We start from the raw sequence: 15,190 nt of genomic DNA, 5'->3' as shown, positions 1-15,190 counted from the left end.
CACAGTGAGCGGATGGGGGTATTTGCCAGTCAGCGTCTTAAGCGGGCGTGCAAAATGAATTTTACATGATAGAATGAGAATTATTATCATTTGAATCATGAAGTTCGACCGTCACTATGTCTGCAAACGAGCATGCATTCCAACACACACTACATAGCTTGTATAGTGACCATCGCAGCTGGTTGCAACATTGGCTAAGGCGTAAATTGGGATGCCGTGAGCAGGCGGCAGATATGGTGCAGGAAACATTCTGCCGTTTGCTATCGCTTTCCGATGCCGATCTTAAAGCATTGCAGACCCCGCGCGCTTATCTGACGACCACTGCCACACGCTTGCTGATTGATCAGGCGCGGCGGCAGAAAATAGAGCAGGCCTATCTGGAAGCATTGGCACTGACACATGCAGAAAACTATGTGAGTTCGCCCGAGCAGCATCTGGAAGTGATCGAAACACTGACCTTGATTGCCGCCATGCTGGACAGTATGGCGGATAAGCCGCGGCAAGCTTTTATGTTGAGCCGGCTTGAAAACATGACGTATGCCGAAATCGGCGTAGTGCTGGGTGTTTCTGTCAGTATGGTCAAACAATATATTGCCAAAGCCATGGTGCATTGCCATCGTATTGTTTATGGTGAAGTGGTTTAGCCTGATGCAACACACCACATCTTCTCCCGATATTATTTTACAGGCCGCAGAATGGCATACACATTTGCATGCCGACCATGTCAGTGAGGCTGACCGGATGGCATTTGCGCAGTGGTTAGCGTCGGATGCACGTCATGCCACCGCATTTACACAAATGGAAAAACTGTGGAGCCGTTTTGATGCGGCACAGGAGACTTCGAGCAAACGTGTCCTGAATGCGGTGCTGAAGCCGTCCAAACACAAACGGAACAAAGTGTTCACGACCGGGTTGTGTTTACTGGCCGTCATGCTGGTTGGCGGCGTGGTTGCCAATAGCCTGCCTGCCCGTGTCATGCTGGCGGATTACCATACCGGCATTGGTGAGCAGCGCACGATTGAGTTGGCTGATCATAGCCAGATGACCCTGGATACGCATAGTGCCGTGAACATCCACTTTAATGGAGGCCAGCGCCGCGTCGAGTTGCTGCAAGGCAAGATCCTGCTGCAGGTGGCCAAAGATGCGCAGCGGCCATTTGTGGTCGAGACTGCCGAAGGGACGGCGCGTGCGCTAGGCACGCAATACACGGTGGGGCGCCAGCATCACGTCACGCAGGTCATGGTGATTGAGTCTAGCGTCGAAGCTTGTACTATACAGCGCTCGTGTGTGACTTTATCTCCCGGCGAGGCTACGCTGCTGCAAAATGATCTGCCAGCCAGTAAAACCAATGCCGATATCCAGAATGAAACTGCCTGGATATCATCCAGGCTGGTGGCAGATGATCTGCCACTCTCCTTGCTGCTCAGTGAATTACAACGCTATCACCAGGGGCATCTTTACTATGATGCCGCTGCGTTAGAGCATGTACATGTGTCAGGCGTGTTCGCGCTGAATGATACGGCCCGTACATTGAAGGTGTTGGCCGATACGACGCCAGTCGCCATGACGCATTACACGCCCTGGCTGACGTCGATTCAGCCAGCACATTAACCGGCCAATTAAAAAATATTGCATTCCACTGTCCACCTCTCTGGGTTGTACGTCATCAATAGTACATACAACAAATAATCAGGGAGTTTTATTTCTATGCAGTTGCTTCATCTCAAGCAAAAGCCACTTGCAGTGGCGTTGCACTTATTGCTAACTTGCTCAGCGTTCACATTACTGCAATCACCCTCTGCCCATGCTGACAGCGGAAGCCAGGCTGAAAGTACACATGTTTACGATGTGCCTGCCGGCTCGCTCACCAGTGCGTTGAATAGCTTTGCGCGCACGGCAAATGTCATCCTTTCCTTTGATCCTGCCTTGGCCTCGGGCAAACAAAGTGCTGGCCTCAAAGGGCGGCATACCCTGAAACAGGGCTTTGATGCCTTGTTGCGCGATACCGGCTTACAGGCAGTTCTGGCCGATGATGGTGGCTATACTTTGAAAAAGTTAGTCGTTGGTAGTGAGTCTTCAGTGGTCGATGTGTTACCTGAAGTCTTTGTTCGTGCCAAAAAAGAGCAAACGGCCGTGACTGAGAATAGTGGTTCTTATACCTCGAATACGGTCACTATCGGCAAAGGGGAACAAAAATTACGCGATATCCCGCAATCCATTTCGATTGTGACACGCCAGCGCATTGAGGACCAGAACCTGACCACGGTGGCCGAAGCAATGCAACAGACCACCGGCATTACGGTAGTGAGTTATGGCAGTAATACAGCGGGTATTTCCATGCGTGGTTACGGTCTGGATACTATTCAGATTGATGGCATTCCTGTACAGGATAGCCAGGGCGCATGGGGTACCAGCTCACAGGACCTGACTACCTATGACCGCATTGAGGTGCTACGCGGAGCAGCTGCTTTATTGCAGGGCACTGGTGAGCCCGGTGGTACGGTCAATCTGGTCAGAAAACGCGCCCTGGCAGATTTTGCGGTGAAGACACGTCTGCAAACTGGCTCCTGGGATAATTACCGTGGCGAAGTGGATGTGACAGGCGCACTTGATAGTGAGGGTAAAGTGCGTGGCCGGGTAGTCGCAATGTACCAGGATAAAAACTCTTTTATTGATGGCGATTACATGCGCAAGCCATTGCTGTACGGTACGCTGGAAGTGGATGTCAGTTCCAAAACCACATTGTCTGTTGGTGCAACCATTACCAGTATGGACTCGCGTCCAACGTTTGGTTTACCGACCTATGCTGATGGTAGGGTGGCAGATATCAAGCGTTCAACCTTTATTGGCTCTGGCTGGGATAACAAACACGAAAATAACAATCAATATTTTGTTGAACTGGAGCATCATCTTGACCAGGGCGGCGAATTCAAATTACGCGCCAGTGCCATTGAACGCAGATTTGGCCTGGAAAGCAGTGCTTTTGGCGACTCCTATATCGATGCCGCAGGTAACTTTGACCGCATTTTGCTGGGTAGTAAGGGCAAAACCAGTGATTACGGCGTAGATGCTTACCTGAGCCAGCCGTTTAATGCTTTTGATAAACAGCATCATTTGCTGGTGGGTTTTAATACGCGGGTATTTAACTCCAGTACCGCATACGCCCAGGTATTTGGTGCGACGCAAAATATTTTTTCACCGGTGCATAGCATTGCCAAGCCCGATTTTGTTTATGACCCGGCGGACGAATATCAAACCCGGCAAAATGGTTTATACGGTCAGACCCGATTGCAACTGCTGGAAAATACCAGATTGATATTGGGCGGGCGTCTTAGCAACTGGAAAACTTCGGTGAAAGGCAATCCTGACGGTAGTGACGAATTTACCAACCAGTTCACCCCGTATGTCGGGCTGGTGCAGAACCTGAATGACACCTATGCGGTGTATGCCAGTTATAGTGATATCTTCCAGCCGCAACAATATAGCTTGAGTGCTAATAATAAAATGCTCAAGCCGCGTACCGGCAGGCAGTATGAAGTGGGCGTCAAGGGCGAACTGGAAGGCGGCAAGTTAAATATGCATGCCGCCTTGTTCCGTATCAATGACGAGAACCGCGCCATGACCGATCCGGCGAATCCGCTTTATTCGATCGCGGTGGGCGAGGTGCGCAGCCAGGGCGCTGAGGCTGAGATCAGCGGCCGCTTGAATGACCAGTGGGAATTGATCGCCGGCTATGCGTACACCGAAACCAAATACCTCAAGGCAGAGGACAGTTTGAAGGGCCTGGTATTTGCAACTTCCACACCCAAACACAGTTTTAAACTGTGGAACAAATACCGTTTGTCAGACGCATGGGCGATTGGGGGTGGGCTGGATATGAGCAGCGGTGTATACGCTTATGATGGGACCAATAAATGGGAGCAAGGCGCGTACACCCTGGCCTCGGCGCAAGTGAGCTACCGCATTAACCCGAAATGGAACCTGAGCCTGACGGGCAGCAATCTGTTCGACAAGAAGTATTACTCTCGTTTGGAAGGCTGGTCGCGCCAGACTTATTTTGGTGAGCCGCGTAATTTCATGATGACGTTGAGTGGTAGTTTCTAAGTAACTGCTATTCACTCTCTATCATCATCATTCACGGCATGTATCGCATTGATGCATGCCGTGTGTGCGATCAATATATTTTCACCAAGCCTGCGTACAGGCTTTCTTTGTTTCAGATGTGTGAGCATGGCAGTGTCGCGATCATCGTCAAAACTTTACAATTGTTTTTAAACTATTAATCAACCGACTTCCTGCCGTTGTTTCCGCGTGAATGGCTCATGATAGAATTAAGAATCATTATCATTAATGGGCGTGATAGGCTGGTATGTCAGCAAATGAGTTTGCATTACAGCAATCGGTTGAGAGTCTTTATCTGAATCATCAATCCTGGTTGAAGAGTTGGCTGCGTCGACAGTTGTATTGCAGTGAGAATGCTGCCGATTTGGCACATGATACTTTTATTCGCGTGATTGCTGCACGCAATGCAAGCCAGATATTAGAGCCTCGTGTTTATCTGGCAACGATTGCGCGGCGGGTGATGGTCGATTATTTTCGCCGCAGTACCCTGGAGCGCGCTTACCTGGAAGCGCTGGCCGCAATGCCGGAACCTGTACAGATTTCTGCTGAAGAGCGAGCCATCGTCATTGAAACCTTGTGTGAAATTGACGCCATGCTGGACGCATTAGGTGAAAAAACACGCCAGGTATTTTTGCTGTCGCAACTCGATGGCATGACTTATCCTGACATTGCCGAGCAGATGAATCTTTCGGTCAGTTCGATCAAAAAATATATGGCGCGTGCGATTGAGCACTGCCTGCTGTTTTCTTTATCATGAATCACATATCACCAGACCCGAGAACGGCGCGTCGTTTGATTCGCGAAGCCGCAGGCTGGTATAGCCAGTTATGTTCTGGCGTCGCCAGTGCTGAGGATAAGCTTGCCTGGCAGCTTTGGCTGGCCCAAGGCTGGGAGCAGCAATGGGCCTGGTCGCGGGTCGAGCATCTTCAACAACAACTGACCCTGGCGCCTGCACAAATCACGCACACTGCATTAGAGGCAAGTAGCGAGGTCGTGCATGCCCGTCGCCGTGCGCTGCTGAAAGGGCTGGGGATATTTGCATTCACCATGCCATTGGCCTGGGTGGGCTGGCGCACGCAACCCTGGCAACCCATACTGGCCGATTACAGCACGGCAACGGGTGAGCGGCGGGAGTGGATGCTGACAGATGGTACGCGGCTGGTGTTGAATACCAACAGTGTGGTGAATGTCTCTTTCGATGCATCTGCACGTACGCTGCATCTGATCAGGGGCGAAATTTATATTGAAACCGGTCATGCAGATCCTCAGCAGCGACCATTGATCGTACATACGGCCCAGGCCAGTTGGCGCGCGTTAGGCACACAGTTTATTGTCAGGCAATATGCCGCCTCCACCTGGCTGGGCGTGATACAGCATGCAGTCGAAGTGACGCCTGCCGTGGGGCATCCCATCTTCCAGGTGCCTGCCGGACAACAATGCACACTCAATGCGCAAGGCGTTACTTCGCGTCAGGCCTTGACTGGGTACGAAGCCAGCTGGCTTCGCGGCATGCTGGTGGTGACCGATTGGCGGTTGGCCGACTTGGTCACGGAGTTAAACCGTTATCGCCGAGGCGTTTTGCGCTGCGACCCGCAGCTGGCAAACCAGCGCATCTCGGGGGCATTCCCGCTGGACCAGCCGGATATTGCAATTGACGCTATCCAAACCGCGTTGCCACAAGTACATGTCGACTATTTCACACGCTACTGGGTCAGTTTGCGTCTTGCAACGTAGGTGTTTTTGGCAAAATTATAAAAAAAGCCTGTTTGCATTGTCCCTTTTTAAATTTCGTTCGACCAATGCTATGAAAACATTCATTGCACAGGGACACGAAATGAACATCCAAAAACAAACCGGCCATGGCCGAACCTATTTGCAGCAACGCGCGTTGGGCAGTTTGCTCGCCGCAGCCTTAGGCCTGGCGGCATTACCTTTTTCCGCTAGCCTGTCATCTGCTATCGCGGCAGAAAATATCTTGCTACGCAGTTACGATATCCCCGCCGGGGCTTTGGATAGCGCTTTAGGGCATTTTGCCGCTGAGGCAGGTGTCGTGCTTTCATTTGAGGCCGAGCAGGCAAAGCACCTAGTCAGTAAAGGCCTCAAAGGCAACTACACCATTAAGCAAGGCTTTGATGGTCTGTTACACAACTCAGGTTTGCAGGCGGTAGAGGTACAACCAGGTAGATATACACTTAAAAAAATAGTCGCCAGCTCAACACCAAGTGCTGCGGTCGATACATTGCCTGAAGTCACTGTCACGGCACACGCGGAGTCGGATAAAAATGAACTCATGCCTGCCTATGCGGGTGACCAGGTGGCACGCGGCAGCCGGGTAGGCTTACTGGGCAACAAAGAGGTGATAGACACACCGTTTAATATCACCAGCTATACGTCACAGCTTATAGAAAACCAGCAGGCCATCACAGTGGCGGATGTGCTGGCGAATGATCCTTCCGTACGCACGATTTCCTATGGCTTAACCAATGCGGCGGGAGCGGGCGACTCTTTCATGATCCGCGGCTTTCCCATCCAGAGCGCTGTGCTGTTTGATGGAATTTATGGCATCGCCCCCAGTCGTACATTGCCTGTTGAGACAGCTGAGCGTATAGAAGTGCTGAAAGGCCCGAATGCCTTACTGAATGGCATGGCACCTAATGACGCCGCGGGCGGGGCGATCAATATGGTACCGAAACGAGCGGGTGATACACCTTTGACCAGATTGACGGCGACTTATATGTCGAAAGGCGTGCTGGGCGGGCATCTGGATGTCGGTCGTCGGTTTGGCGAAGATAAGCAATGGGGGCTACGCTTCAATGGTATTTACCATCATGGCAACACTGCGACAGATGGGCAGTCGATCGAGTTAGGCGCTGCCACCGTTGGTGTTGATTATAGAGGCAGCAGATTACGTGGGTCGCTGGATGCCGGATATCAGTCCATGAATAATGAGGCGCCGCAGGGCGCAGGAGGTCTCGGTATTTCCGACGCCATCAGCATTCCACGTCCACCCAGTGCACGTAAACAAATTGCCCAGGATTGGGAATATGCAAAAACACGTAGTGACTATGTGCTTTCCAAGCTGGAGTTTGATATCACGCCTGATTGGACAGTCTACGGTGCAATAGGTGAAAGTAATAATCGCTTTTGCTACTTATCGACCGATATCTATGTGACAGATACACAGGGTAATGCGCAAGCGACGGTGTATTACTGGCCTGACTTCTGGAACTACAAAACGATGCAAGCAGGCTTACGAGGTATGGCTTGGACCGGGGCGATCAAACATCAACTCAACCTGAATGCTTCTTATGTCAAGCAAACGCATGGCTATACCGATGACTACTATGGTTTTAGCAGTTTTAATACAAATATTTATGATACGCCAACGATTAACGCACCATCATTGGCCGGGTTTTCATCCAATCCGCCCAAAACAGATGCTTTGCAGCTACCTTCGATCGCTGTCTCCGACACCATTTCGTTCTTTGATGATCAGGTGGCGTTTACGCTGGGCGTACGTCACCAGCGTGTAAAAGTCATTACCTATGATCCAGCCACAGGTAGCGGTCAAACAGACTACGATAAAAGTGCCGTGACGCCCATGTTGGCAGTATTGTTTAAACCGTTTGCAAATTTTTCTATTTACGGCAACTACATTGAGGGCTTAAGTAAAGGCGATACCGCACCAATGGACACAATCAATAAGGAAAAAATCTTTGCACCATATAAAACGAAGCAATACGAAGTCGGGGCAAAGTATGATTTTGGCCGTTTTACTACTACCATCAGCCTATTTCAGATTGAGAAACCCAGCGGTTTCAGTGTTGTAAATCCAGATGGCACGAAAACCTATAAAGTCGATGGTGAGCAGCGTAATCGTGGTGTGGAGCTCAACGTCTTTGGTGAAGTGTTACCAGATGTCAGGCTACTAGGCGGCCTTGCCTATATTGATGCACGTCTGGCAAGCACAGAAAACGCGATCAATAATGGCAACTATGCGCCTAATGTGTCCCGCTGGCAGGTCAATCTGGGTAGCGAGTACGACGTTAAAACCGTGTCTGGCTTAACGGTCACTGCCCGCATGATTTCAAGCAGTGAGCAATATGTCGACGGTGCCAATATGCACAGTATTCCAGGCTGGACGCGCTGGGATATTGGTAGCCGCTACAAAACCCAAGCCTGGGACCGGCCTGTGATTTTTCGGGCTGGCCTGGAAAACTTGTTCGGACGCGATTATTGGGTGAGTGGTTCAGGCAGCTGGCTCTACCTTGGCAAGCCGCGTATGTTGACATTGTCGGCGACCATGGATTTTTAGCATACAGATTGCCATTGCTGCAGTTTTCTAGCGCGCTCTATTTTCAGCCTTTCATATCAGTGACTCAGGCAGTTTTTTGCTGAAGTCACTGATTCCATCGTTTAATCAATTTATTTTTTTCAATATTGTGGTGCCCTTTTTCCATTCTCGCGTGTCATTACAAATAAGAGGCTTTTTTATTCATTGCATAGTGTTGTTCAAGGTGATGAATATCAACATAAAGCATGTGACGGTTGAAAGGTTAGTTTGTGAAGTTATCTCATATACGTTTGGCGCTGGTGACTGTGCACCGCTGGGCGGGATTATTAATGGCAGTATTTCTGTTCATTGCCGGCCTCACAGGTGCGGTGATTTCATGGGATCACGAATTAGATGCATTGCTTAATCCCCAATTATTTACCGCCCGCAGCGGGGAGACTTCAAAAACTTTGACACCACTAGCACTGGCGCGCCAGGTTGAATTGGCCAATCCGCAATTGCAGGTTGGTTATCTACCTTTATCCATTGACGCTGGCCATACCTTAATGATGGGGGTAAGTGGTCGTGTCAATCAGGAGACTGGCAAGCGCATTGAGCTCGGCTTCAATCAAGTCGCCGTTGATCCGGCAACCGCGACCATTCAGGGCACACGACAATGGGGGGCTGTGTCCATGACACGTGAAAACCTGTTGCCGTTTCTGTACAAACTGCATTACAGCCTGCACCTGCCCAAGATTGGTGAGGATTTTTATTTGGGCTTGTGGGTGATGGGCGTGATTGCCATCGTCTGGGTACTGGATTGTTTCCTGGCGCTGTGGATATCCTTTCCGAATGTGTCTAGCTGGCGCAAATCGTTTGCATTCCGGCTTGGCCAGGGGTGGCCCAAAATGAATTTTGATTTGCATCGCTCGGGTGGTGTTTGGACTTGGCTGTTGCTACTCATGCTGGCGATTACCTCTGTCTCCATGAACCTGGGTGAGTCGGTGATGCAGCCCTTGGTGTCGGTATTTTCACCGCTAACTCCCAGTCCGTTTGATGCGCGAAAACCGACTCCCGACAATGCGCCAATTACCCCGCTATTTAGTCGTGAAGAGATACTGGCACTGGCACGCATTGAGGCTGACAAGCGAGGCTGGCACATCCCCGCGGGAGGAATTGCCTATGCCGATCGATATGGGACTTATCAAATCGGATTTTTTGAAAGTGAAAAGTCGCATGGCGATGGTGGGCTAGGCAATCCATGGCTTTTCTTTGATGCCAGGACAGGTCATCTGCTGGGGAGTGAAGTGCCTGGTACCGGTACGGCGGGAGATATTTTTATGCAGGCACAATTTCCGCTGCATTCTGGACGCATTATAGGATTAACGGGGCGTATTCTCATTTCCCTCATGGGGTTGGTCGTCGCCATACTGAGCGTCACTGGCATCATTATCTGGTGGAGGAAGCGTCGCTCCGCTGCCAAAAATGGTCATTCCAGGCATAAACGTGCAGCACACTTTTCTGCAAATCGATCGCTTCTCTAAACAGGCCGTTTCTTGAAAAATGCAGACATGAGAATCGTCCATTTTTCTGACAATAATTAAAATTTTAAGGAGCTATTTCACATGAATAGATTAATGCGCAGTACCTGTTTGCAGGTGATGATGCTTGCATGCTTATCGGCGAGTCTGGGTGTCAAGGCCGACTATGTCTGGCTGGAGCCAGGCCAGAATGGCGCAAATGCTTTTCTCGGATTGCATGACGCGGCTATCAAGGCCGATATTGCCGTGCTGAATAGTAGCCGTGCTTTTGTGAACGATGATAAAGAGCTGATATTGCAAAAAGAAAACAATCATTTTGTGATTGCGCCAGCAGAAGGGGATATCCGATTGACCGCACAGGCTGTGACTCAGGGAGAGGTGCTCAATTTTTATCAGGCAAAACTGGGGCGAAGTGAGACCAAAGCGGTTAATGACCTTGAGCTGGTGCCTGTAGCATCCAATGGCAATACTTTTAAGCTTGTATGGAAAGGGAGTGCGGTAGCCGCTTCACAAGTGAATGTGAGTACCAGCGAAGGCTGGATACGCTCACTCAAACCGGCTGAAGATGGCACGGTGACTTTGAAAACATCCTTCCCGGGACTGTATGTGCTTGAGGTGACTGCCCGCATCAATGGCAGCACGACTTATCAAGGAAAAAAATATGAAGATGTACGCCATACGGCCACATTGAGTTTTGAGGTTCCGCAATAAATGACATTCCGTCGATACAAGTGGCCAGTGTTGCTGGTACTGATGATTCTTTTGATCTTTGCTTGGCGCTGGTGGCAGGCGCGGACACAACTACCGTTTGAGACAGAAATGGTTCAGCGTGGCGATATAGAACAGAACGTGACGGCGATCGGCACCTTGCAGCCGCGTAGTTATGTTGATGTCGGTGCGCAGGTGTCAGGGCAGATACTGGCTTTGCATGTGCAACCGGGCGATGTGGTTGAAAAAGGCAAACTATTGTCAGAGATTGACCCGCGCGTGCCACAGGCCACGGTTGATGCCGGTCAGGCAGCCTTGGCCGGCCTGCAGGCACAACTCGAAGAGCAGGAGGCGCAATACGCCTTTGCACAGCAGCAGGAGGCAAGGCAGCAACGCATGCATGTAGAAGGTTCGACCCGTGCCGAGGATGTACAACAGGCTGAAGCGACCATGAAGACTGCCGCCGCGCGGATCAAAAACCTCAAGGCGCAGATTGTACAAACACAATCGACGCTGCAGGGCAACGAAGCACTGTTGGGCTTCACCCGGATTTATGCGCCGATGTCAGGCACAGTGGTGTCTATCGAGGCGAAAGCAGGCCAGACATTGAATGCGACTTACCAGACGCCTACCTTATTACGTATCGCCGATCTGTCATCCATGACGGTGTGGACAGATGTATCCGAAGCCGACGTGCGCTATGTCAAACCGGGCATGCCGGTATATTTCAAAACCCTGGGGGGTGATGCGCGCCGCTGGGCTGGCACAGTTCGCCAGGTATTACCTGCACCACCCAAGCCTGAAAGCACCAGTAACACTGCCGCCACTCAGGCAACAAGCAACAACAAAGTTGTGTTGTACACGGTGTTGTTTGATGTCGACAATCCTGATGGCGAGTTAATGCCACAAATGACGGCACAGGTCTCATTCGTGGTCGCGCAGGCCAATCAGGTCATTCTTGCACCAACGAATGCACTGGCTGCGGTAGAGGGCAAGCCCGGCCAATATAAAGTAAGGGTGCTGACCAAAGAGGGTAAGGTGGACTGGCATGAGGTCGTGACTGGCGTACGTACGCGCTTGCGCGCTGAGATTGTTTCTGGCCTGGCAGAAGGTGAGCAATTAATTATCGCTGATAAAGCAGCGCCGCCCAGTGCGTGGAAGTTTCAGTTTTGACGATGCACCAGCCATTGATCTCGTTGCGTGATATTCGCAAGCATTACGGTGGCGGTGACAAACCGCGCGTGGAAATCCTGCATGGTATTTCCATGGATATTCATGCAGGTGAATTTGTCGCGATTGTGGGTGCCTCTGGCTCGGGTAAGTCCACTTTGATGAATATTCTGGGATGCCTGGATAAACCCAGTAGCGGACATTACAACTTTGCCGGGCGCGATGTTGCCTATATGGACACCGATGAACTGGCGTGGTTACGGCGCGAGGCGTTTGGCTTCGTGTTTCAGGGCTATCACCTGATTACCACTGAAACTGCGCAAGAGAACGTTGAAATGCCTGCTTTGTATGCAGGCATGAGCGAATCTGCACGGGCTGAACGTGCCAAGGCGTTGCTGACCCGGCTGGGACTGGCCGAGCGCTTGCAATACCGACCGCAGCAACTATCCGGTGGTCAGCAGCAGCGTGTCTCCATCGCGCGTGCCCTGATGAATGGCGGTCATATTATCCTGGCGGATGAACCGACTGGCGCGTTGGACTCGCGTAGCGGCGAAGAGGTGATGCGCCTGCTGAATGAGCTTGCCGACGCAGGGCATACGATCATCCTGATCACGCATGACCGGAATGTTGCGGCGCGCGCGCGTCGTATCATTGAGATACGTGATGGTTATGTGATCAGCGATACCGGTTTTGCCAATACAGCTGCAGACGACAGGGCTAAAATTTCTCATATGCCTGCCCTGAAATTTGCTGCCAGTGATGCGGGTATCCAATGGCGTGGTGACATGCTGGAAGCTTGCCGTGCCGCCTGGCGCGTGATGTGGGTGAACCGCTTTCGTACTGGCTTGACGTTACTCGGCATCATTATTGGTGTTGCCTCGGTGATTGTTATGCTGGCTGTCGGCATGGGGACGAAAGAGCGGGTGGTTGCAGAGTTGGGCGCGTTTGGTACCAACCATATCTATGTTTACCCTAAACGCGAGAGCTCAAGTATTCCGGGGCGCGGCATCAATGCAGCCGATATGGAGGCATTGGGCGATTTACCGCAGATCAGTTATGTATTGCCAAATTTTTCCGGTAGTAAAGTGGTGCGATTTGGTAATCAGGATGCACAAACCCGTATTAAAGGATCGCGTGCCGCCATGTCACGCATGCTGTCCTGGCCGGTGATCAAAGGTTCTTTTTTTACCGAAGAGGATGATGAGCGCATGACTACGGTCGCGGTCGTCGGCCAGCGGCTGGTGCAAAACCTGATGCCGGATGTCGGGAACCCGATTGGCGAAACGATCCTGATCGGCAATGTGCCCTTTCAGGTGATCGGTGTACTGGCTTCCAAAGGGGCAGTCACTGGTGACCAGAGTGATGATGACATCGTTGTTATTCCATATTCTACGGCTAGCTTGCGTGTGTTTGGTGAGCGTGAGCCCAGCTATGTCACGCTGGAAGTGAAGGACATGGCATCGATAGATGCAGCGGCAGAGAGTATTGATGCTTTGCTTTTTAGCCGTCACAGCGTGCGTGACTTTCAAATTGAAAATGCGGCTGCCTGGATCGCGGCACAAGCCAAAACCCAGGACAGTATGGGTTTTATGCTCGCCCTGATTGCAGTGGTGTCGCTGGGGGTTGGTGGTATAGGCGTGATGAATGTGATGTTGATGACCGTGCGCGAGCGCACGCGCGAGATCGGTATCCGTATGGCTACTGGCGCCCGTCAGCGTGACATCCTGCAACAGTTCTTGACCGAGGCGGTATTAGTGACGACGGTTGGTGGCGTGACGGGGGTCGTCATCGGTTTGTCGATAGGCATTACCCTGGTTTTATTTGGTATGCCGGTCATTTTCTCACTCAGTGCCATCCTGGGTGCTTTTTTCTGTTCAGTGGTGACCGGGCTGATCTTTGGCTTTATGCCTGCGCGTAAGGCCGCCAGCCTGGATCCTGTGGTGGCGCTTGCCAATGAGTAATATGAAATCTACTGTGTGTATTCCCTTGATTGCCTTGCTGGCAGCTTGCAGCCCATTAAAACCGCTGCAACTCAAGCATGATGACGGCCTGGCTGGCATGCCATCGCAATGGCGTCATCAGGCTGACTCCACTGATGTGCAAATAGAGCGCGACTGGTGGCAGGCATTTGCTAATCCCGAGCTGGATAGCCTGGTGCAGCGAGCGCAGGCGGCCAATTACGATATTGTCGCTGCTGTGGCACGTGTGACACAAGCGCAGAAGTTAGCCGTAGTCGCCGGTGCGCCATTGTTGCCGGAAGTCTCGGCCACGACCAATGTGGGCCGCCAACACAGGCTGGGCGGCGGTAGTGATGCGGCCAATGCCAATCATTATGCTGGAAGCTTGGTGGCGAGTTACGAGATCGATTTTTGGGGCAAGAACCGCTCAGCGTATCAGGGGGCATTGGCGCGCGTTGAGGCTAGCCAGTTTGACCGTGACAGTGTGCGATTGTCGATCACGGCCAGTGTGGCGAATACCTGGATGGAATTGACTGGTTTACGCGAGCGAGCCTTAATCGCGCAGCAAAATCTTGATAATGCTGAGAAAGTGTTGCGGTTAGTGCAGTCGCGTTATCGCGCCGGTGCAGCCAATCAGCTGGCATTGGCACAACAGCAAGGCCTGGTCGCGACGCAACGTCGTACTGTGGTATTGCTCAAACAACAGCAAGGCAATACTGAAGCGGTGTTGGCGACACTGCTGTCTCAGCCGCTGGCTGAATTGCAATTCGGCAATAGTCTGCTCAGGGATTTGCAACTACCGCAAACCAGTGTGAGCCTGCCAAGCAGTTTGCTGACACGCAGGCCGGATATTGCCAGTGCCGAAGCTGCATTATTGGCAGCGCAGGCAGATATCCAGGTCGCGCGGGCCGTCATGTTGCCTAGCATTACCCTGAATGGTGGCATGTTAAGTAGTAGCAATCATTTGGCCAGTGTGCTTGATCATCCGCTTTATAGCCTGGCAGCCGGCTTGACGGCGCCTATCTTCAATGCAGGCCGGCTTGCTGCGCAACGTGATATAGCCATCGCCCGCAGGGAAGAGCTATTGGCAAATTATCGCCAGACCATCATTGCCGCCTTTGCCGATGTTGAAGCCGCCTTAAACCGTATCCAGGGACTGGATCAGCAGGCTGTGGCACAGGCCGAAGCACTGGAAAATGCAGAGCGAGCATTCAATTTTGCCCAGTCACGCTATCAGGCAGGAGCAGACACCATGCTGAATTTGCTGGATACCGAACGTACGCTGTTCACCGCGCAGGATGTCAATCTGCAAATACGTCAGCAACGATTGCAGGCTGCTATCGATCTCTATCGCGCATTGGGCGGAGGCTGGGCTCGCCCGGCTTCCTGAACCTGAAGACCGGCATCAAGATTACGCA

At 51.6% G+C, this 15,190-nt stretch carries 11 protein-coding genes; all 11 read left to right on the top strand.

All coding sequences use genetic code 11. The annotated features are described in order from the left end of the window. Positions 1-116 precede the first annotated feature (116 nt). Positions 117-644 carry a sigma-70 family RNA polymerase sigma factor gene (locus tag MET42_RS14415; protein WP_024929208.1) on the top strand — a complete coding sequence of 176 codons (528 nt, stop codon included), beginning with the start codon at positions 117-119 and terminating at the stop codon, positions 642-644. Further along, on the top strand, positions 628-1,611 hold the full coding sequence (locus MET42_RS0110240) for a FecR family protein (RefSeq protein WP_019882858.1): 984 nt from the start codon (positions 628-630) through the stop codon (positions 1,609-1,611). Before MET42_RS14415 ends, MET42_RS0110240 begins: the two co-directional genes overlap by 17 nt. 96 nt (positions 1,612-1,707) lie before the next feature. Further along, on the top strand, positions 1,708-4,104 hold the full coding sequence (locus MET42_RS0110235) for a TonB-dependent receptor (protein ID WP_019882857.1): 2,397 nt from the start codon (positions 1,708-1,710) through the stop codon (positions 4,102-4,104). A 265-nt stretch (positions 4,105-4,369) separates the two neighbouring features. Next, a complete protein-coding gene (locus tag MET42_RS0110225; protein WP_019882855.1) occupies positions 4,370-4,879 on the top strand; it encodes a sigma-70 family RNA polymerase sigma factor in 510 nt (169 codons plus the stop codon). Next, positions 4,876-5,856, top strand: a complete 981-nt coding sequence (locus MET42_RS0110220) for a FecR domain-containing protein (RefSeq protein ID WP_019882854.1) — start codon at positions 4,876-4,878, stop codon at positions 5,854-5,856. The genes MET42_RS0110225 and MET42_RS0110220 overlap by 4 nt, the downstream gene beginning before the upstream one ends. A 100-nt stretch (positions 5,857-5,956) precedes the next feature. Continuing rightward, positions 5,957-8,437, top strand: a complete 2,481-nt coding sequence (locus tag MET42_RS0110215; protein WP_157380510.1) for a TonB-dependent receptor — start codon at positions 5,957-5,959, stop codon at positions 8,435-8,437. 248 nt (positions 8,438-8,685) lie between these two features. Beyond that, positions 8,686-9,939 (top strand): PepSY domain-containing protein, encoded by a 1,254-nt coding sequence (locus tag MET42_RS0110210; RefSeq protein ID WP_232411474.1) that lies wholly within the window; start codon positions 8,686-8,688, stop codon positions 9,937-9,939. An 81-nt stretch (positions 9,940-10,020) separates the two neighbouring features. After that, positions 10,021-10,647 (top strand): hypothetical protein, encoded by a 627-nt coding sequence (locus MET42_RS0110205; protein WP_232411472.1) that lies wholly within the window; start codon positions 10,021-10,023, stop codon positions 10,645-10,647. Further along, positions 10,648-11,817 carry an efflux RND transporter periplasmic adaptor subunit gene (locus tag MET42_RS0110200; RefSeq protein ID WP_019882850.1) on the top strand — a complete coding sequence of 390 codons (1,170 nt, stop codon included), beginning with the start codon at positions 10,648-10,650 and terminating at the stop codon, positions 11,815-11,817. Beyond that, complete coding sequence (locus tag MET42_RS0110195; protein ID WP_304412138.1) at positions 11,799-13,775, top strand: MacB family efflux pump subunit; 1,977 nt, start codon at positions 11,799-11,801, stop codon at positions 13,773-13,775. Before MET42_RS0110200 ends, MET42_RS0110195 begins: the two co-directional genes overlap by 19 nt. Position 13,776: 1 nt before the next feature. Then, the gene (locus MET42_RS0110190; RefSeq protein WP_019882848.1) at positions 13,777-15,162 is read left to right on the top strand and encodes an efflux transporter outer membrane subunit; all 1,386 of its coding nucleotides are present in this window, start codon (positions 13,777-13,779) and stop codon (positions 15,160-15,162) included. Positions 15,163-15,190 lie beyond the last annotated feature (28 nt).

This window comes from Methylophilus sp. 42 (assembly GCF_000384155.1).
GTDB lineage: Bacteria > Pseudomonadota > Gammaproteobacteria > Burkholderiales > Methylophilaceae > Methylophilus.
The sequence above is the reverse complement of the archived record's forward strand: the minus strand, read 5'-3'. Positions and strand labels throughout refer to the sequence as shown.